Source organism: Synechococcus sp. MIT S9451 (assembly GCF_047304725.1).
GTDB lineage: Bacteria > Cyanobacteriota > Cyanobacteriia > PCC-6307 > Cyanobiaceae > Synechococcus_C.
Window position 1 is genome coordinate 2,105,238 of the sequence record NZ_CP138971.1, and the last position, 19,011, is coordinate 2,124,248.

The 19,011-nt window shown below is 55.4% G+C and carries 20 protein-coding genes and 1 tRNA gene; 11 read left to right on the plus strand and 10 right to left on the minus strand.

Translation table 11 applies throughout. The features are described 5' to 3' along the window. The first annotated feature begins 6 nt into the window (after window positions 1-6). Window positions 7-831 carry a helicase DnaB gene (locus SIB72_RS10960; RefSeq protein WP_413743885.1) on the plus strand — a complete coding sequence of 275 codons (825 nt, stop codon included), beginning with the start codon at window positions 7-9 and terminating at the stop codon, window positions 829-831. Between the two features lie 3 nt (window positions 832-834). Here the strand turns inward: SIB72_RS10960 and SIB72_RS10965 are convergent, their stop codons facing one another. Genes SIB72_RS10965 through SIB72_RS10975 form a run of 3 tightly spaced genes read right to left on the minus strand, consistent with a single transcriptional unit; the run spans window position 835 to window position 3,789 of the window. Next, complete coding sequence (locus tag SIB72_RS10965; RefSeq protein WP_413743886.1) at window positions 835-1,755, minus strand: N-acetylmuramoyl-L-alanine amidase; 921 nt, start codon at window positions 1,753-1,755, stop codon at window positions 835-837. Then, window positions 1,737-3,443 (minus strand): signal protein PDZ, encoded by a 1,707-nt coding sequence (locus SIB72_RS10970; protein WP_413743887.1) that lies wholly within the window; start codon window positions 3,441-3,443, stop codon window positions 1,737-1,739. The genes SIB72_RS10965 and SIB72_RS10970 overlap by 19 nt, the downstream gene beginning before the upstream one ends. Before the next feature lies 1 nt (window position 3,444). Then, window positions 3,445-3,789: a hypothetical protein gene (locus SIB72_RS10975; RefSeq protein WP_413743888.1), complete on the minus strand. Its 345-nt coding sequence runs from the start codon at window positions 3,787-3,789 to the stop codon at window positions 3,445-3,447. Between the two features lie 43 nt (window positions 3,790-3,832). Here SIB72_RS10975 and purN point away from each other — a divergent pair, with 43 nt between their 5' ends. Further along, window positions 3,833-4,477: a phosphoribosylglycinamide formyltransferase gene (purN, locus tag SIB72_RS10980; protein WP_413743889.1), complete on the plus strand. Its 645-nt coding sequence runs from the start codon at window positions 3,833-3,835 to the stop codon at window positions 4,475-4,477. Between the two features lie 22 nt (window positions 4,478-4,499). Here the strand turns inward: purN and argC are convergent, their stop codons facing one another. Continuing rightward, window positions 4,500-5,606, minus strand: a complete 1,107-nt coding sequence (gene argC / locus SIB72_RS10985; protein ID WP_413743890.1) for an N-acetyl-gamma-glutamyl-phosphate reductase — start codon at window positions 5,604-5,606, stop codon at window positions 4,500-4,502. 98 nt (window positions 5,607-5,704) lie between these two features. On the opposite strand from argC, the gene ribBA reads away from it, so the two are divergent. Then, window positions 5,705-7,390 carry a bifunctional 3,4-dihydroxy-2-butanone-4-phosphate synthase/GTP cyclohydrolase II gene (gene ribBA / locus SIB72_RS10990; RefSeq protein WP_413745112.1) on the plus strand — a complete coding sequence of 562 codons (1,686 nt, stop codon included), beginning with the start codon at window positions 5,705-5,707 and terminating at the stop codon, window positions 7,388-7,390. Window positions 7,391-7,403: 13 nt separating this feature from the next. On the opposite strand, the gene SIB72_RS10995 is transcribed toward ribBA, so the two are convergent. Then, window positions 7,404-7,829: a peptidylprolyl isomerase gene (locus tag SIB72_RS10995; RefSeq protein ID WP_371410920.1), complete on the minus strand. Its 426-nt coding sequence runs from the start codon at window positions 7,827-7,829 to the stop codon at window positions 7,404-7,406. A gap of 77 nt (window positions 7,830-7,906) precedes the next feature. Between SIB72_RS10995 and mtnP the strand changes: the two genes are divergently transcribed. Further along, window positions 7,907-8,824, plus strand: a complete 918-nt coding sequence (mtnP, locus tag SIB72_RS11000) for an S-methyl-5'-thioadenosine phosphorylase (RefSeq protein WP_413743891.1) — start codon at window positions 7,907-7,909, stop codon at window positions 8,822-8,824. 17 nt (window positions 8,825-8,841) lie between these two features. On the opposite strand, the gene murQ is transcribed toward mtnP, so the two are convergent. The 4 genes from murQ to dnaK are packed head-to-tail and all read right to left on the minus strand — an operon-like array spanning window position 8,842 to window position 13,182. Next, window positions 8,842-9,774 carry an N-acetylmuramic acid 6-phosphate etherase gene (gene murQ / locus SIB72_RS11005; protein WP_413743892.1) on the minus strand — a complete coding sequence of 311 codons (933 nt, stop codon included), beginning with the start codon at window positions 9,772-9,774 and terminating at the stop codon, window positions 8,842-8,844. A gap of 33 nt (window positions 9,775-9,807) precedes the next feature. Beyond that, window positions 9,808-10,212, minus strand: a complete 405-nt coding sequence (locus SIB72_RS11010; RefSeq protein ID WP_115121574.1) for a DUF3110 domain-containing protein — start codon at window positions 10,210-10,212, stop codon at window positions 9,808-9,810. A 59-nt stretch (window positions 10,213-10,271) separates the two neighbouring features. Then, window positions 10,272-11,201: a DnaJ C-terminal domain-containing protein gene (locus SIB72_RS11015; protein WP_413745113.1), complete on the minus strand. Its 930-nt coding sequence runs from the start codon at window positions 11,199-11,201 to the stop codon at window positions 10,272-10,274. Continuing rightward, entirely contained in the window at window positions 11,185-13,182 is a 1,998-nt protein-coding gene (gene dnaK / locus SIB72_RS11020; protein WP_413743893.1) for a molecular chaperone DnaK, read from the minus strand. Before dnaK ends, SIB72_RS11015 begins: the two co-directional genes overlap by 17 nt. Window positions 13,183-13,326: 144 nt before the next feature. On the opposite strand from dnaK, the gene pstC reads away from it, so the two are divergent. The 3 genes from pstC (at window position 13,327) to pstB (ending at window position 16,070) form a co-directional block, all read left to right on the plus strand. Continuing rightward, window positions 13,327-14,277 (plus strand): phosphate ABC transporter permease subunit PstC, encoded by a 951-nt coding sequence (gene pstC, locus SIB72_RS11025; protein ID WP_115121571.1) that lies wholly within the window; start codon window positions 13,327-13,329, stop codon window positions 14,275-14,277. Then, a complete protein-coding gene (gene pstA / locus SIB72_RS11030) occupies window positions 14,277-15,176 on the plus strand; it encodes a phosphate ABC transporter permease PstA (RefSeq protein WP_413743894.1) in 900 nt (299 codons plus the stop codon). The genes pstC and pstA overlap by 1 nt, the downstream gene beginning before the upstream one ends. A gap of 75 nt (window positions 15,177-15,251) precedes the next feature. Then, the gene (pstB, locus tag SIB72_RS11035; protein WP_413743895.1) at window positions 15,252-16,070 is read left to right on the plus strand and encodes a phosphate ABC transporter ATP-binding protein PstB; all 819 of its coding nucleotides are present in this window, start codon (window positions 15,252-15,254) and stop codon (window positions 16,068-16,070) included. Between the two features lie 62 nt (window positions 16,071-16,132). Here the strand turns inward: pstB and SIB72_RS11040 are convergent. Continuing rightward, window positions 16,133-16,219: transfer RNA gene (locus SIB72_RS11040), tRNA-Ser, on the minus strand. Between the two features lie 53 nt (window positions 16,220-16,272). Here SIB72_RS11040 and SIB72_RS11045 point away from each other — a divergent pair. Genes SIB72_RS11045 through SIB72_RS11060 form a run of 4 tightly spaced genes read left to right on the plus strand, consistent with a single transcriptional unit; the run spans window position 16,273 to window position 19,001 of the window. Continuing rightward, entirely contained in the window at window positions 16,273-16,641 is a 369-nt protein-coding gene (locus SIB72_RS11045; RefSeq protein ID WP_115121568.1) for a 2Fe-2S iron-sulfur cluster-binding protein, read from the plus strand. 1 nt (window position 16,642) lies between these two features. Next, entirely contained in the window at window positions 16,643-17,530 is an 888-nt protein-coding gene (locus SIB72_RS11050) for an inositol monophosphatase family protein (protein WP_413743896.1), read from the plus strand. A gap of 22 nt (window positions 17,531-17,552) precedes the next feature. After that, window positions 17,553-18,731 carry an ATP phosphoribosyltransferase regulatory subunit gene (locus tag SIB72_RS11055; RefSeq protein WP_413743897.1) on the plus strand — a complete coding sequence of 393 codons (1,179 nt, stop codon included), beginning with the start codon at window positions 17,553-17,555 and terminating at the stop codon, window positions 18,729-18,731. Window positions 18,732-18,776: 45 nt separating this feature from the next. Continuing rightward, a complete protein-coding gene (locus tag SIB72_RS11060) occupies window positions 18,777-19,001 on the plus strand; it encodes an indolepyruvate ferredoxin oxidoreductase subunit alpha (protein WP_115015026.1) in 225 nt (74 codons plus the stop codon). Window positions 19,002-19,011 lie beyond the last annotated feature (10 nt).

Consider the following 19,011-nt stretch of genomic DNA (forward strand, 5'->3'; position numbering starts at 1 on the left):
CTCCCCATGGCCACATTCGGTCGCGTCATCCTTCCATTCTTGAGACCGAGCCTTTTGGCATCGCTCTCCTTCGGCATTGCCGCAGGCTTTGTGGTTCGTTCAACCCTGACGCCCGTTCCGATCGGTCAGGTGATCGATGCCCAGGTAGCACTGGAATCCCAGACTGGGAATGCCCTTCAGGACCGTGCCAACCCCACAGATTTCTCCGCCGAAGAACTCGAGAATCTTCAACGTCGTTTCGGCGTCCACGGTCCTCAAACGCCATTGGCGCAGCTTTTCACCCGCGGTGTGGATCAATTCGAACCGCTTCGCGCGAGGACCCTCTCTCGATTGAGCGAACTGAAACCTGTGATTTTGAGGGAATCCGAGCAGCACCACATCAATCCGATGTTGCTGACTGGCATTCTTTACGACGAAATTCAGCATTCCAAGCCTGGAGAAGGGTTACCTTTCGTCGCCCATTCAGGCTTGGTCTCAACTCACGGTCTCGCACAACTCGGCATTAGTGAGCTGATCCATCAGGGACGACTGCCAAGAAATCCTTCACAAGAGCAGATTGCGTGGGCCCGGAATTTTCTGCTGGACCCCAATCAAAATGTCTCTCTCCTGGCCGGGAAACTGCACAGGCTCAAGCGTGCCTTGCGGTTACCTGACTCCACCATGCTGTGCGCAAGCGCATCCTTTGCAGACGCCAAGGCGATCGCCACGCTTGCCTATCTGCATAACGGAAAACTTGATTATCCCGCTCGTATCCTCCGCTATATGCAGGATCCGGCCCTTCATGGATTGATTTATTCCACTCAGATGGAGTCAGAGCCCAGAACAATCTGAAGCTCAACAAAGTCTCTTCAATGCTGCCATCCTAACCTGAAGTTTCTTCCAGTTAAAACTGCGTGGATCACCTCTTTCACCGCCAAGATCAACATGTTGGTGTGTCGTGATCGCTTCTGACGGAATCCTGAATGTTTCCATCCAATCCTCAAGGACCAAAGCAAGAGCGTCGTACTGCTGTTCGGTATAGCCAGAGTGGTGTCGACCTCCGATGTAGCCGTCCGGCGGAGTTTCCAGGCTGAGATGCAGCGCAAAGTTATTGACCGATCCCATAAATTCAGGATTAGTCACAGCCCATTCACCGAGGAAGGCCGAATAGCCAGCTCCATAGGCTCGATGGAGTGGATCGACAACATCAACAACACGCCCGTTCATTCCAATCAAGGTGTGATAGCTCACTTGATCGTGATCATTCGGGTGTGGAGTCTTGAATGTGTTAATCGCCGATGTGAGTGAATTTGCTGTTTCGTGTAAAACGACCATGCGAGGCATAGGGTCAATCGAATCCTTCCAGGGATTCACGCTGTAACGCTTGCCGTAATTACTGGGGTCGATTGCAATTTGTTCCCGTTGTTGTTTGAAGCTTGACTTCAACTTGACGAGGCGCTTTCTGATTTGATCGTCGATTCCCTTGCACTGGCGTGTCAATGGTGAACGCCATGCGGTCGACTCTGGTGGATCTGGCCGCATTCGGTTGGACGCGTCATCCAACTGCTTGGGAGTACCACTGGTGACTTGATCGAGAAGCTCAAGCAGTGATGGCTGATGGTGCGACTGGGTCAGCGCAACATCGCTAGAACTCAGCCAAATCACACTACTGAGACTCACGATCAAGCCAAAGGATCCGATCGCCAGGATTCCATGGCGGCCTTCCAACCGTCGCCTCAAATGTTTGAATCGTCTGGTCAGTGGATCTCGAACCATCGGTCGCGAAGCACCCTGGCCTCATGGGGTGCGTGAGGATTCCACTCCACTGTGTATTCCTGAGTGCGGTTGGGTGCCGGAATCACCTGTGTTTCTTCCAACCGTCCCCGTCGTGCGTAGATGATCGCCATCGGCTCAGCACCTGATTGCAACAACGTCCACTGATCAACTGAATAGAGGCGATGACCACGAACAGCCACAATCTCGTCACCGGCAACGAGATTGGCATGATGCGCCGGACTCTCGAAGCGCACACGTGTCACCCGCACACCTTTTGGATGATCGGCAAGGGTTAAGCCCGTCCAGGCCGTGCTGGCCAACACCGGATGCAAGATCAATCCCAACTGATCAAGACACTCCTTAATCGGTAGCGTGCCCTTCTGATCTAACCAACAAGGGAGTTGGTCGGCGAGTTCCTGGCTGTACACAGCCAAGGCGTTTTGGATATCGCACCGGCCGTAGCCTCGGCCCACCTGGCCAAAGCTCTGCCAAAGATCTCTGACAACCAGAGCAAGGGACACGCCTAGGGCTCGTAACCGAACATCAAGGCAGAATGCAAGTGCAGCCCCAAGCTTGTAGTAACTGATCTGGCTGTCGGCTCCTGCAGCTGTGCATTTGTAAAGACGCACCCATGCTTCCCGTGAACTATCAGCCAAGCTCTGCACTTGTACACCTGGACTGAGCAGGACATGCGAAAGGTCCTTGCCGAGATCCCTTAAAAAGGTTTTTCGAGTCGATCGTCCTGCCAGCAATGGGAGGGCAAGGTCGAAGTAACTCGTGATGCCTTCAGCAAACCAGAGACTGTCACTCACCACAGCAACTCCATGGTCGTAAGGGATGTACTCCCTTGGACGCAGACGCCGAACATTCCATTGGTGCAGATATTCATGACCCACGAGCTGCAGAAGCTGGTGGTAACCATTGGGTTCAGCTAGAGCAGGCCAAGCGAACTGAAGAACAGCCCCATCGTTATGCTCCAGTCCGCCATAGCCGCTATCGAGCATCTGAATCACAAGCTGGTAGCGATCACCTGACGGAGGTGATTCACCCATCAGCGATGCAGCGGCTCCACACACCGCCTCGATGTCCTCCACAAGTGTGTCTGGCCAACCCGTCGGCGGTGAACCGATCAGCAGCAACGAGTGATGACAGCCATCAACAATAAATGGACGATCTTCGAATGCACCCGCATGAACTGGACTATCAACAAGTTGATCAAAATCCTGACTGATATAGAACGCATCGTCTTGAGGAAGCGGAACAAAACCACGCCACCCTTGTGGCAATAGCAACTCGAGAACATGGCGTTCCCAACGTTTTCCATCCACCAACATGCACACAGCAGACAGACACAGAGAGGCAAACTCTGGGTCGAGAAAACTGGTTCGTACCGTCAGTTGCTTGGCCTCAAGCTGATACACAAGACGAACCCGATCAAGGCAAGGAAGCTTTGCGCTCCAGCGCGATGGGCTTAGACGTCTTGTCTCGACTTGTTGGTCTTGCTGGTAGAAGGCAAGACTATGTAAATGTTGAGACGGATCTCGGACGGTGTAAGAACCTGGCGTCCAGATCGGCAAGGTCCACCTCTGCATGTGGACTTCGGGAATCCAACTCAGTTCGATCTTGAGCGTTTGTGACGCAGGATCCAGGAGATCAATGCGTAGGAAAACATCCTTGTGGTCCGTCACGTCAACAGGCGCATACGTCCTTCAAAGCGGGAGAAGCCTTAACCTCATCCAAGGCTTGGGATAAGGCATAAAGCCTAAGAATGCGTTGCAACCTCGGTTGGTACGTATCAGCGGCACCTTGGCGTTCGAGATCAGCAATCAGTTCAAGCTGGGGACCGGATGCAGACCGTCGCCAAGCGAAGTGAATTCCAGCGCAGCTGGTGGCTTTGAGATCAAATCGCAGGCTTTCACCCGCAAACCCAATCAGTCGTCCTTCGCGCTCAACGCGATAGCCCTGAGACACAAGGACAGAGGCAAGACGGTCGAGATCGGTGAGGGCTGTGGGCAGGATGGACAGATGGGACACGGTCTGAATGCCCGCTTTGTCAAACATTAGCCACTTCAATCCAATGGACGATCGGCGTGGGGATGTCCTGATGGCTCCGTTGGAGCGTGCCTGGCCAAAGTTCAACCCACCGCTGCGCCTTGGCGTGATGGCTTCTGGAAATGGCAGCAATTTCGAGGCTCTGGTGCAGGCAAGCCAGGAACGACTGGATGCTCAGATCGAGCTGCTGATTGTGAATAATCCAGGCTGTGGGGCCCAACAAAGAGCTGAACGCCTGGCTGTGCCCTGCCTTGTCCATGACCATCGCTGTTACAGCAGCCGTGAAGACCTCGACAGGGCCCTTGTTGACAGTTTTCGACAGGCAGGAGTGGAAGCGGTGGTGATGGCTGGGTGGATGCGGATTGTCACACCGGTGCTGATCAATGCCTATCAGGAACGACTGATCAACATTCATCCATCTCTTCTACCGAGCTTTCGGGGTCTCAATGCTGTTGGTCAAGCGCTGGCTGCTGGCGTACGAATCACAGGCTGTACGGCACATTTGGTGCGTGAGGACGTGGACACCGGTCCTGTGATCAGCCAAGCAGCCGTACCAGTGTTGGAAGGCGACGATCACGAAACACTGTCGTCCCGTATCAGTGCTCAAGAGCACCGGATCTTGCCTTGGGCCGTGGCGTTAAGTGGTGAACGTTGGCGATCAGAAGGTTGAGAGCGAACAGGCCTTGTCCTGATCAGGGATAAAACGGATCGAGTGGCAGGCCCGTGGTGGCCGTGAGGCCTGCCATCAGATTGAGGCACTGCACCCCCTGACCAGCCTGCCCTTTCATCAGATTGTCGACAGCACTCATTAGCACTAACCGTCCGGTACGGCTATCGACCTGAACAGACAGCAGGGCCTGGTTGGTGTGTTTGGCCCACTTCGTGGCCGGATACGTACCGACGGGGAGAACGCGCACGCAGGGGTGGTGGCGATACACAGCCTCCAAGACCGTTGTGCAATCGTCTGCAGTCAAGCCTGGATCCCTCAGCCGGGCATAAACGGTGGCCAGAAGACCACGAACCATTGGCACAAGGTGCGGGGTGAACTGGAGATTGATCTGACATCCAGCCACGGATGAGGCGATCTGTTCAATCTCTGAAGTGTGGCGATGGCCCACAACGCCGTAGGGGCAGATCGATTCAGAGGCTTCTGCGAGGAGGAGGTTTTCCTTCGCAGCTCTTCCCCCTCCGGAGGTGCCTGTTTTGGCGTCAATGATCAATCCGTCGGTCTCGATCAGTCCTTGCTTCAGGAAGGGCAGAAGTGGCAGAAGGCTTGTTGTAGGGAAGCATCCTGGGGCAGCAACCAGACGGGCCTGAGCGATGGCCGGTCCATGCCATTCCGGCAGTCCGTAAACCGCCTCCTCGCACAAGTCGGAGTCTTGACGTTGATGCTTCTGTGCCTCATGCACATAGACCTGAGACCATTCGTCCAGGCTGCGATAGCGGTAATCCGCCGACAAATCCACAACACGAACACCCCGCTCAAGCAGCTTGGGAACCATCTCACTCGCGAGTCCGTTGGGAAGACTGAGCACGGCATAGTCAGCCGCCTCGGAAATCCTGTCCGCATCAGGCGCTTCGACAACGGGGTCATCCAACAAGGGCAGAAAAGGGCAAACATCACTCCAGCGCTTGCCTGCACTGCGCTCACCACCAAGGAAGGTGACTGCGAACTGGGGATGGGCTTGTAACAGCCGGAGGGTCTGCAAACCGCCGTAGCCAGAGGCTCCCACGACCGCGACGCGTCCGACAACCCCGCCCGAGGCGATAGGGGCGGGAATCGTGGAAGTGGGCTGCATGCGTCGTTTGGGAGTTCGGCTGATCGTACTGATGTCGATAATGAATGCAGATCGTTGGCTTCTGAACTCCCCTGAGCACGCCTTCCACTGCTGACGCGATTCAAACCGTTCGCTTCGACACCATTCCTGATGCCCTTGCTGCGATCCGCAACGGCGAATGTGTCGTTGTGGTGGATGACGAACGCCGAGAGAACGAAGGTGACCTGATCTGCGCAGCCCAATACGCTTCCCCGGATCAGATCAACTTCATGGCAACCCATGCCAGGGGATTGATCTGTCTGGCCATGGAAGGCCAGCAGCTTGATGCTCTTGATCTGCCTTTGATGGTTGATCGCAATACCGACGCCAACCAAACAGCCTTCACGGTGAGCATTGATGCAGGCCCTGAGAATGGTGTTTCAACGGGGATCTCGGCTGAAGACCGTTCCAAAACCATCCAGGTTGCTCTGCGACAGGATGCACGTCCTACGGATCTGCGCCGTCCTGGTCATATTTTCCCGCTGCGAGCTCGCCAGGGAGGCGTTCTGAAGCGAGCCGGCCATACCGAGGCAGCCATCGATCTTTCCGCCCTTTCTGGCCTCATCCCAGCCGGTGTGATCTGCGAAATCCAAAATGCGGATGGTTCGATGGCCAGGCTTCCCCAACTCAAGGAGTATGCGGATCAATGGAATCTTCGCCTCATCAGCATTGCTGACCTGATTCGTTACCGGCTTGAGAATGAACGTTTTGTTGTGCGTCAGGCTTATGCCTCGATGCCCAGTGTTTTCGGTGAATTCAAGGCCATTGGTTATCGCAATGAGCTTGATGGAAGCGAGCATGTCGCCATTGTTAAAGGCGATCCCGATCGCTTGAGCGAACCCGTTCTGGTGCGCATGCACTCCGAGTGCCTCACCGGCGATGCCTTCGGCTCACTGCGTTGTGATTGCAGGCCACAACTCGAGGCTGCACTGCGTCAAATCGAAGCTGAGGGAGAAGGCGTGGTGGTCTATCTGCGTCAAGAAGGACGTGGGATCGGGCTGATCAACAAACTCAAGGCCTACAGCCTTCAGGACGGTGGCCTAGACACGGTTGAAGCCAATGAGAAGCTGGGGTTTCCGGCCGATCTCCGCAACTATGGGGTTGGGGCTCAGATCCTTAGCGATCTTGGCATTCATCGCCTTCGTCTTCTGACGAACAATCCACGCAAGATCGCCGGTCTTGGTGGTTATGGCCTGGAGGTGGTGGATCGTGTGCCGCTGGTGATCAATCCAGGCGATCACAATGCCGATTATCTTGCGGTCAAACGTGACAAGTTAGGCCATCTATTTCAAGCTAGCAATGATCAGCCAAACGCGCCAATCTTGAATGGCGAAGACTCAATCATTGCACCAATAACAAGCCAAACAGTGATTAGCTGGGATGGCAATTGCCGTTCAGATCAACTCCCCTTGATCCGCACCAGATGTGAAACAGCTGCCAGCAACCTTGAAGTCTCGATCACAGCCAACTCATCACCGAGGCTTTTGGCCCTGTGGGAACGTCCCCAATTTGCATGGCGCATCACGGACGTACAGAGAGGACCCGGTGGTACATCCTTCACGACGCGACTCCGGTCACTGATTCAAACACTCGCTTCATGGCAGGAAACCAGCCGGATTGGTCTCTACACCGCCCCAACAGCTGAACAACTCAATCATCCATCGCAGACCTTGGAGCGGATCGAAGCATCCCTCGAAGACGTCAGAAGCGGACGGATGCCCGAACAGAGTCAGCTTGAGCAGCCGACTCTGTTGATGTGGAGTTGATCCTGACGACCTATCAGTCCTGAACGGTCACTTTGTTGATTCGGGAACCATTGCGCAGAGCCATCACAACGTTCATATCCCCGGTTTGACCAAAGACCGTGTGCACTCCATCAAGATGAGGCTGTGCTTCGTGAACGATAAAAAACTGGCTGCCGCCGGTGTTAGGGCCCGCATGGGCCATTGAGAGCGCACCTGGACCATGCTTTCGGCTATTGATCTCGCAATCGATCATGTAGCCGGGGCCTCCGGTTCCAGCCATTCCCTTCGCGCCTTCACGTGAATTCGGACAGCCGCCCTGTGCCATAAAGCCATCGATGACCCGATGGAAGGCAAGACCGTCATAGAACCCGTCTTTGGCCAATTTGACGAAGTTAGCCACCGTTTTCGGGGCGTCGTTATCGAACAAGTCCAGCTTGATCTGGCCGGCATCGGTTTCCATCAGAACAGTCGTCAAAACGCTGGCAGCAAAAAACCATGCTACGCAGGTGCAGGATGGACTGAATGACATCCCTTGCCATGCCCACTGACGCCCTTCAGGACAACCTCAAAGAGGCCCGAGTTGGAGTGATCGGCGGCAGTGGGCTTTATGCCATCGATGGATTGGAGGGGGTCAAGGAGCTACAAGTGGACACCCCTTTCGGTGAGCCTTCCGATTCCTTTCGAATCGGCCGCTTGAACGGAGTTGAAGTGGTGTTCCTTGCTCGACATGGTCGAGGTCATCATCTGCTGCCAACGGAAGTGCCCTATCGGGCAAACATCTGGGCCATGCGATCACTTCAAGTTCGATGGCTGGTATCCGTATCGGCTGTGGGTTCCTTACAGGCCCATCTACAACCGCGCGACATGGTGGTGCCGGAACAATTTATTGATCGCACGATGCAGCGACCGTCAAGCTTTTTCGGCAACGGTTGTGTTGCTCATGTCAGTCTCTCTGACCCCTTCTGCCCAAAGCTCAGTGCCCTCTTAGCAACAGCGGCGGAAACCTCACTACCGGATGGTCAAAGACTGCACCGGGGTGGGACGTATTTATGCATGGAGGGACCTGCCTTTTCGACCCGGGCGGAAAGTGAGCTGTACCGAAGTTGGGGTTGTGATGTGATTGGCATGACCAACCACACGGAAGCCCGTCTCGCCCGTGAAGCTGAGATCGCCTATGCGTCTCTCAGCATGGTCACCGACTTTGACTGCTGGCATACGGATCATGATGCTGTCAGTGTCGACATGGTGATCGCCAATTTGCAGGCCAATGCGGCAGCCACAGGTCCGATCCTTCAGGAGCTCATGCAAGCCCTGGCTGCGTCGCGCCCCCTTTCACCAGCGCACACAGCTCTCGCGGATGCCTTGATGACGCGTCCTGAGTCGGTTCCGGCCACAACACGCCAAGCCCTTGACCTGTTCACAAGCCCCTATTGGGGAGCTTTCAACGCTGACTAAGCCGAGAGTCTGGTGATTCAGGATGCTTTCAGCTCAGCGTCACAACTGATCAAAGCGTCCCGTAGCTGATTGCCGTGATTGGCGAGCACTGAGCGGGCTTCTTCCAACGGAAGTTCGGTGCCTGCCATCAACAGCGCCAGCTTCACAGATCCGTCAGCTTGTCGCAGCAACTCGATGCCACGATCGCGCGGAACATTGGCGAGATCCCTAAGGATGCGCAGAGCACGATCCATCAGCTTGCTGTTGGTTGCTGCGACATCAACCATGCGATTTCCGTACACCTTCCCCAGGCGCACCATCACCGAGGTTGAAATCACGTTGAGCGCCATTTTGGTTGCAGTGCCAGCCTTCAGGCGAGTTGAGCCCGTCAGCAGCTCAGGGCCTGTGATCAAACGGATATCAATGTCACAACCAATCGGCACCTGCTCGGCAGGAACGCAGGCCATCGCAATGGCAAGTGCTCCAGTGACTCGTGCATAGTTCAGGGCACCATGCACATAGGGTGTCGTTCCTCCCGCTGCAATTCCGATCACGCAATCTGCTGGCCTTAGCTGGCAAGCCTGAAGATCACTGGCTCCAGCATCACTGAGATCCTCGAGTCCTTCTGAACTGCGGAGTAGAGCAGGAGCGCCGCCGGCAAGAACACCCTGCACAAGCTCGGGAGGACTACAGAAGGTTGGTGGGCATTCCGCGGCGTCCAGAACGCCAAGCCTTCCAGACGTACCAGCTCCCACATAGAAAAGGCGTCCTCCAGCACGCAGCCGCTCGGAAATGCGTTCAACAGCCTCAGTGATTGCCCCTGCAGCTTGAGCCACAGCCTGTTGAGGTTTGACGTCTTCGCTAATGAACAGGGTGACCAGGTCTTCAACGCTGAGGGTGTCGAGATCGCTGCTGCGGGGATTGGACTGCTCGGTGAGCAAGTGGCCACGATCGTCGGACGCCACAAGCATTGGCTCTGAGTTGATGGGTTCCGTCATCGTCGCTCAGAGCAATCCTTCAAGGCGCCGGCGGATCTCATCCAGATCACTGCTCTTGCCTGTGGGTGGAGCAGCAGTTTCATCACCTGGTTCAGACTCCTGCCAAGTGCTCACATCACGATTGGCGGATGGAGGCGCAAGCAGCAACCGGTCTTCATCCGTCTTGGGAACAAATCCAGACTCCACAAGCCTTGGTTCGTAACCGGCCTGACGGCAGAAGATCTCAATCTCTTCGCGATCCAAGGCTTCGATGGTTGGAACAGGAAAGTCCTGCGCCTCCAGCAGTCCGGCGTAACGATCCGCATCATCACGGTTCTCGAACATCAACACCACTGTGTTTCCGGACACTTCCAGTGAGTGAATGCCTTCACTGTCCTGTCCGGCGTCATAAAGAAGAACGTGAACAAGCATTCGGCGCAGATAATCAAGGCCAGTCTCTCACCGATCAGCCAGACGCCGATCGGACAAGATCAGTCGAGCTCAGTTTCGAGAGCTAGTTCCTGCAGTCTTCGATAGAGAGCCCGCTCCGCCTCCGTGAGCTCAGCAGGAATCACAACGACGATCTCCACCAATTGGTCACCCCGACGATCGTCCGATTCGAGTCCTCGTCCTCGCAGTCGCAGCAACCGGCCGCTGGAGGAACCTGGCGGCACCTGGAGCGTGACCGGTCCAGAAAGAGTCGGCACGTCAACAGCACAGCCCAGAGCAGCATCGGCGGGTAGGAGCTCCAGGCGATAGTGCACGCGAAGCCCATCAATGCGAAGGCCCTCCTCCGTTTGCACTCGCAAATGGAGGAAGTGATCTCCTCCCCCAGGGGTCACGCCGGCAAGCCTGAGCCTCCAGCCATCTCCGGCCTGAGGTGGAGTCAGCACCTCAACGAGGGTTCCATCCCTGAGCTCAATCTCAACAGCGGTTCCGCACAGTGCCTGATCCGGCGTGAGCAAAACATCAGTCTCAAGAGTTTCCGCTGCATGCACAGGCGGAGGTGGGGGTGGTGGGGCTGTTGCCGGCCAATCACCAGAAAAATGCTGTGAGTCAACAGGTGAATCGGTCACCGTTTGCCGTGCCTCATCGTCTTCATCATTGGCCCGGCGTCGGCCCAAACCCAACACAACCTCGAGGTAATCCTCAAAGCCTGGAAAGCCTGAAGCAAAGGGGTCGACATGGGAAGGGGGATCGATGCTGCGTCCTTCCCAGGCACGCCTCCGCTTCGGATCACTGAGCACCGCATAGGCCTCATTGACCAACTTGAACCGCTCTTCTGCCTGCCTGTCGTTGGCATTCAAATCCGGATGCCAGCGTCTTGCCTCGCGACGGAAGGCCCGCTTTAGGGCATCCGCATCGCTATCTGGCTCGAGACCGAGCAGGGACCAGTAATTGGGTTCAGCGGTAGAAGTCATCATCCCAGGGATCCATCCCTTGTCTTGATGAGCTGTATCGGCCCTGGGAAGGTCTGCCACTGGGGCTCGACCAGGGGTCCTCGTCCCAGTCGTCATCGGCGAACAATTCATCCTTCAGTGAACCGAGGGTGTTTCTGATCCCCTGCAATGGACTGGACTCAGATCGTCGTTCTGCAGACAAACGTTTATTGAGACCAAACAAGGCCTCCTGGAGAGCGCTAACACCCAGTTCCAATTCCTGAAGATCATCCTGTTCCAGAAGATCCTGGAGGTCACGCATGGCCATCTCCACGGCACGCTGCTGCCGCTCAGCCCCATAAGGACCTAATTCGAGGGCCGCATCCCTTAAACGACGTTCAGCCTGGGAGACCAACGTCAGGGCCCTATTCCGGCGCTCAATCGCAGCACGGGTGCGACGGTCTTCATCGGCCCGAGCTTCAGCTTCGGCGAGCAGAGCCTGCAGTTCGTCTTCGTTCAAATTCGATCCACCTTGGATCGTTACTGATTGCTTTCTGCCAGTGGTTCGATCCGTTGCACTCACTTGCAAGATGCCGTTGGCATCGATGTCAAAGGCGACCTGAATCTGGGGGACACCCCGAGGAGCGGGAGGAATACCGGAGAGACGGAACCGTCCCAACGATTTGTTGTCAGAGGCCATTTGACGTTCTCCCTGCCAAATATGAATCTCGACCGACGACTGATTCGATTCGGAGGTACTGAACACATCCGACTGGCGAACGGGAATCGGAGTGTTGCGGGGAATCAAAACCTTCATCAGCCCTCCCACCGTTTCAAGACCTAGGGATAGTGGTGTCACATCATTCAGCAACAGATCACGCAGTTCTCCAGTGAGAATCCCGGCTTGAACAGCTGCCCCAACGGCTACAACCTCATCCGGGTTGACTGATTGGCATGGATCGTGAGGAATCAGAGTGCGCACAAGCTGCTGCACCATCGGCATTCGCGTGCCACCACCAACCAGCACCACATCATCGATATCGTCTGCCGCCCAGCCAGAATCACGCAAGGCTGATTGGACGGGGACGAGCAGACGGTCGAGCAAATCAGGACACAAACCCTCGAAGGTCGAGCGTTCCAATGAGGTTTCGATGTGAAGCGGACCATCGGTACCTGTGGCAATAAAAGGTAGTGAGATCGGTGTGATCACAACACCAGACAGCTCCTGTTTGGCCTTTTCTGCTGCCTCTGTCAGTCGCTGCAAAGCCTGCCTGTCACGACGTAGGTCGATACCGTGAGCCTTCAAAAAAGCCTCTGCTAGCCAATCAACAATGCGCTGATCGAAGTCGTTACCACCCAATTGGGTGTCTCCATTGGTGCTCTTGACATCAAAAACACCGTTAGCCACACGCAACAGTGAGACATCGAAGGTGCCACCACCAAGGTCAAACACCAACACACGCTTCACCGCACTGCGATCAAAGCCATAGGCCAGAGCTGCTGCAGTGGGTTCGTTAAGGATGCGTTCAACCTCAATCCCGGCGAGCCGTCCTGCATCGCGGGTGGACTGACGCTGGGCATCATTGAAATAGGCAGGGACTGTAATCACCGCCGCTTCCACGCTTTCACCGAGATAGGTGGCGGCATCATCAACGAGCTTGCGAAGAATGCTGGCCACCAATTCCTCAGGGGCGTATTCCCTTTCCGTGATTGGACAGGCCACGCGCACGTTGTTCTGAGCATTGGCTCGAACCGTGTATGGAACCGTCAGACTGCTGTCATCCAGTTCATCCCAACTGCGACCTACAAAGCGTTTGAGATTGGAAAACGTATTTCTGGGGTTGAGGACCAGTTGACGCCGAGCTGCCTGACCAACAAGAAGTTCTGAATCCTTGGTGTAACCAAGCACTGATGGTGTGGTACGGGTGCCCTCGGCGTTCGCGATGACCTGCGGTCGACCCGCTTCCAACACCGCAACGACGGAATTGGTCGTTCCCAGGTCGATTCCGACGATCCGCCCCATGGCCGTGATTAGCGAACCTCCAAGTTAACGGGCCAAACCAAACGGCCCAAGCCCATTCATGACCGAATTTCCAATTGGTTAATACGGTCTTAGTGATCGAAGCGGTGGCTTCCGCGTACGTTTTAAGCACAGTGGTTCGCCTGCATGCCCATCGATCCCAACGACCTTTACAGGCTTCGGCGTCGCCCGCCTTCGGAAAAACAGCTCGACACGGGCTTCCATTGGCTGACTGTCTTAACGGCCTCTACCGTCGCGATTGTCCTGGTCTTGATCCTGGCCATCGTCTTTCACGGCTCCTTGGAGTCGATGGGGCTCTATGGATGGCGCTTCCTGGTCACCTCGAACTGGAACCCGGTCGACGACGAATACGGAGCCTTAACAGCCATCTACGGAACGATGGTGACTTCGTTGGTGTCATTACTCATTGCCGTTCCACTCGGAGTTGGCACCGCCATTTTCATCACAGAAAGGTTCATTCCTCGACCGCTGCGGGAAATCATCGGGCTGATGGTGGAGCTGCTTGCGGCGATTCCCTCGGTGGTTCTAGGGCTATGGGCCATTTTCGTTCTGGAGCCAGCCTTGCGCCCCTTCCTGACCTGGTTGCACGTCACGTTGAAGGACATCCCGTTGTTCAGCACCCAACCGCTGGGTCCAGGCATGACCCCAGCCATTTTGGTTCTTGTGGTGATGATCTTGCCGATCATCACGGCGATCTCTCGCGATTCACTGAATCAAGTGCCGATCAGGCTGCGGCAGGCTGCCTATGGGGTTGGCAGCACTCAATGGTCAGCCATCCTGCATGTGATCTTGCCTGCATCCATCTCCGGAATTGTGGGAGGTGTGATGTTGGCCCTTGGTCGTGCCATGGGTGAAACCATGGCAGTCACGATGATCATTGGCAATTCAAACAACTTCAGCTGGTCTCTACTCGCTCCGGGCAATACGATTGCCGCCATGTTGGCCAATCAATTTGGCGAGGCTGATGGCAGCCAGGTCTCCTCACTGATGTATGCAGCATTCGTCTTAATCCTTTTAACACTAGTGGTCAATATCCTGGCCCAGTTACTCGTTAAACGGCTCAGCCTTAAGTACTGATGACTTCCACAGTTGCTCAGGCCAGTCGGCCAATTCCAGATCTCCGATACAAGCCAACGCGATCACGCAACATCATCGGGATCGCCTTAACTTCCGTTGCAGGGCTCTTTTCACTCGTCGCTGTTCTGCCACTCTTTCTCGTTTTGAGCTATGTGCTTTACAAGGGTGCTAGCAAGCTCAGCCTCGACCTGTTTTTGCTAGAGCAGCCCGCTCCAGGCTTGGAGGTGGGAGGAATCAGCAATGCAATCCAAGGTTCAATCATTGTGACCTTGATAGCCAGCCTTCTAGCGATCCCAATCGGTATTGGTGGTGGCGTATTTCTAGCAGAATATTCACGTCATGGATGGTTTGCTAATTTCATCCGATTTGGCACCAATGTTCTCTCGGGAGTTCCATCAATTATTGCCGGTGTCTTTATCTATAGCGCCATCGTTTCAACACGAATCCTGTTTGGTCACGCCTACAGCGCTGTAGCCGGGGGAATGGCATTGGCTGTTTTGATGTTGCCGACTGTGATCAAAACAACCGATGAAGGTCTGAAACTGGTCCCGGATGACCTACGCAGAGCCGCTCTCGGCGTCGGTGCTTCCCGTTTTGTCACGACCATTCGAATCACGTTGCCGAAGGCCTCGCGCTCAATTGCAACAGGGATTGTTCTCTCGATCGCCAGGGCTGCTGGCGAAACCGCTCCGCTGATCTTCACAGCCCTGTATTCACCCTGGTGGGCAGAAGGGATCTTCAACCCTGTCGGCAGTCTCTCCGTGTTGATCTTCAAGTTTGCAACCATGCCCTACGAGGTACAGAACGAACTTGCCTGGGCTGCCTCGTTCGTTCTAGTGGCCTTCATTCTTGCACTCAATCTTGTGGCCCGGTGGATCAACACCTTCACCTCTCGTTGACCATTCCTAAGGTATTAACAATCCACCCATCGCTCCAATTAGCTGATTAAAGGCAGCGCCTCCTCACTTCTTTCCATGACAGTCTCTGCAACTACTGCGACGCCTACCACTGGGGAAGAGATCTGCCTCTCCCTTGAGAATGTATCCATCAGTTATGGCGGGGAAGAGGCGGTGCGCAACGTCTACTGCGCCATCCCTAGAGGACAGGTCACAGCCTTCATCGGCCCATCTGGATGCGGGAAGTCCACGGTGCTGAGAGCACTGAACCGAATGAATGATTTAATTGATAACTGCACTCTTAGTGGACGAGTTGTCTTTGACGGTGCTGATCTTTACCATCCAGGCGTCGACCCCGTTGAGGTGAGAAGGCGGATTGGCATGGTGTTCCAGCAACCGAATCCATTCCCCAAGAGCATCTTCGAAAATATTGCTTTTGGCGCCAGAATCAATGGCTATACGGGTGATATGGATGAATTAGTTGAACGCTCCTTACGACAAGCGGCTGTATGGGATGAGTGCAAAGACAAACTAAATGAAAGCGGATGTTCTCTCTCTGGTGGCCAACAGCAACGATTATGCATTGCTCGAACCATTGCAATTCAACCCGAAGTGATTCTAATGGACGAGCCATGTTCTGCTCTTGATCCGATCTCAACCCTCAAAATTGAGGAAACCATGCATGAACTCAAAAAGACTTTCACAATTGTGATCGTGACGCACAACATGCAACAAGCTGTGCGTGTCAGTGATAGGACAGCATTTTTCAATGCCGAAGCGCAAGAGGGAGGCTCAGGGAAAGTGGGTTACCTCGTTGAATTCAACGAAACCGACAAGATTTTCAATTCACCGACCCAACAGGCCACCTATGACTATGTCTCTGGGCGTTTCGGCTGATCCGTAACCGTCCACCGAGCCAACCACTGCATAAAAAAACCGGCCTTAGGGCCGGTAGATAGCGGAGAGGGAGGGATTCGAACCCTCGATAGAGTTGCCCCTATACAGCATTTCCAGTGCTGCGCCTTCGACCACTCGGCCACCTCTCCAGCGGCTGATTGGGGCAGTGCGAATGTAGCAGGGCGTTCGATCGATTTCGGCCATGCCCCGCAGCCACAGGGTGACCATCCATTGGCGACAGGAGCAACGCACGATTACCCATCAGGTGCCGGAGGGTGAGTACATCCTCCGCAGTTTTGAACTGCAAGGAGACCCTCTGCCTTTTTCTTGCCGTAACGGATGTTGCACAGCCTGTGCAGTGCGTGTTCTCAGCGGAGAACTTGATCAGAGAGAAGCGATGGGATTGTCACGTGAGCTTCGTGACCAGGGCTACGGGTTGCTTTGTGTTGCCAGGGCAACCGCTGATCTGGAAGCTGAAACCCAGGATGAAGATGAGGTGTACGAGCTGCAGTTCGGACGTCACTTCGGCCAAGGCCGTGTCACCTCTGGTCTCCCACTCGACGAGGAATGACTTGAACCGATCGTCTTGCGAATCAGTTGCCAGTTCAGCTGGCCTGAACGCGTCGCAACTCACGCACTTGCATGCCACAGCGAAAAAAGCTGCCGAACATGGTGCAGCGCAGCTGATGGTCCACTACGGCCGACTGTCGAATATTCGCAGCAAAGGCCGTCAGGGAGATCTGCTCACTGAAGCTGATGAAGCGGCTGAGGCAGCGGTTCTAAAGCTGCTTCAGACCGAAACACCCAAGATCGGAATCCTTGCTGAGGAATCAGGACATCTTGGGCCACAGGATGGCTTGCAGTGGATGGTGGACCCGCTAGACGGCACCACCAACTTTGCCCACGGATATCCATTCTTCGCCACATCGGTTGGTTTGTGCTGGAACGGTGCTCCATTGCTTGGGGCCATTGCTGTTCCATATCTGAAGCAGATCTTTCACAGCTGTCCGGGCCAAGGCGCCTTCTGCAACGACGCACCGATTGCCGTCTCTCAGTGTTCTGATCTCAAGGATTCGCTTCTTGTGACAGGTTTTGCTTACGACCGTCACACCAGACTGGACAACAACTATGCCGAGTTCTGTTGGCTCACCCACCGAACCCATGGTGTTCGGCGCGGAGGGGCAGCCGCTGTTGACCTCGCCTTTGTCGCAGCTGGGCTGTTAGACGGTTACTGGGAACGAGGCCTCGCTCCTTGGGATCTAGCGGCAGGTGTCGCCCTGGTGCAACAGGCTGGTGGCGTTGTATCGGATTACGACCGAAGCCCCTTTCAACTGGGATCAGGCCGTGTACTCGCCTCGAATCCTGTACTCCATTCTCAAATCTCAAGCGAACTGGCACAGGTGAAACCGCTGTTGGGAGAGGTCATTGGCGAACCCAATCTCGGGCTCATGGGATCCTGAGACATCTGTTGTTTGCACTGGGATGGCCCTGCAACCTGCCTCCGGCGCGCGTGATCTCAATCCCCAACAGGTGGAGCACAACCAGTTGCTGCGCGAGCGCCTCGCCGCTGTCTATCGCTGTTGGGGATATGACGAGGTCTCTCCACCTCAGGTGGAGCGGATGGACACCCTTAAAGCCGGTGGTGGCATTGACAGCGCAGACATTGTGCGTCTGGTCGCTGATGAGCCGCTCGGACTCCGTCCAGAACTGACCGCGTCGATTGCCAGAGCGTCAACCACCAGACTTGCTGAGCGTCCGCGTCCTTTACGACTCTGGTCGTCGGGAACCGTGTTTGAGAGCTGCGCCAACGATGAGGGTGGGCAGCGAATCGAAGAGAAGCTTCATAGCGGCGTTGAGCTGTTTGGTGCGAGCCAAGTCAATGGCGAATTGGAACTGCTCTCCTTGCTGATGGCCTCGATGCAAGCGCTTGAGCTCCAACAGAACCATGGGGCTCAGCTTCTGGTCGGCCATGCCGGCTTAATGAACCTGATTCTGGCTCCCTTCGCCCCTGAGGTCCGTCCCCAGATCAAGCAGGCCCTTGTTTGCTTCGATCGCCTTCAACTCCAAGCACTCGATTTACCAGCCGAGCAACTGCATCGGCTTCAGACACAAATCGACCTGCGAGGAGAACCCTCTGCAGTTCTCGCCGAGGAACGACGCGTGTTCGGCAGCAAGCCAGTGCTGTCGCATCTGGAACGCATGTTCAACCATCTACAACCGATTGCGGCCCAACAAGGGATCAAACTGCAGCTCGACCCAAGTTTCCAACCCCACTTCGAGTTGTATGACGGACTCGTTTTCCAGTTGGTTTGCCAGGGCCGTGCAGCACCGGTCGTGATCGCTCGTGGCGGCCGTTATGACCGTGTTTTGAAGCGCTTTGGAGCATCAGGCCACAACGCAGCAGGACTTGGCTTCAGTTTTTGTGTGGACGACATCCGAGATCTGCCTGCAGCCGAACAACCTTGTGTGAGCGACTTGGATCGGGTTCTGGTGGCCTATGGCCCAGCCTCGAGTCTGGAAACTGCATTGCTCCATCAACAGGAGCTTCACGGCAAGGGGATGAACGCCATGATCGAACTGGATCCGGTGGAGAGTTCCGATCACGCAGAGTCACTACTGGCAACGCGTCGATGTAGCTCTCTTGCCTGGTTACCGAGCTGAGTGGGATCAACGGCTGACTAGGATCAACGTCGCTCTGAGTGCCCCATGGCCCACACAATCGTGACCGATGTCTGCGAAGGCATCGCCGATTGCCTTGATGCGTGTCCTGTCGCCTGCATCCAGGCAGGCCAAGGCCGCAACAAGAAAGGTACCGAGTTCTACTGGATTGATTTCGATACCTGCATCGACTGCGGCATCTGTCTGCAAGTCTGTCCGGTGGAGGGTGCAATTCTTGCTGAAGAACGCTCTGATCTCCAGCGCACTCCCTAACACTACGGGC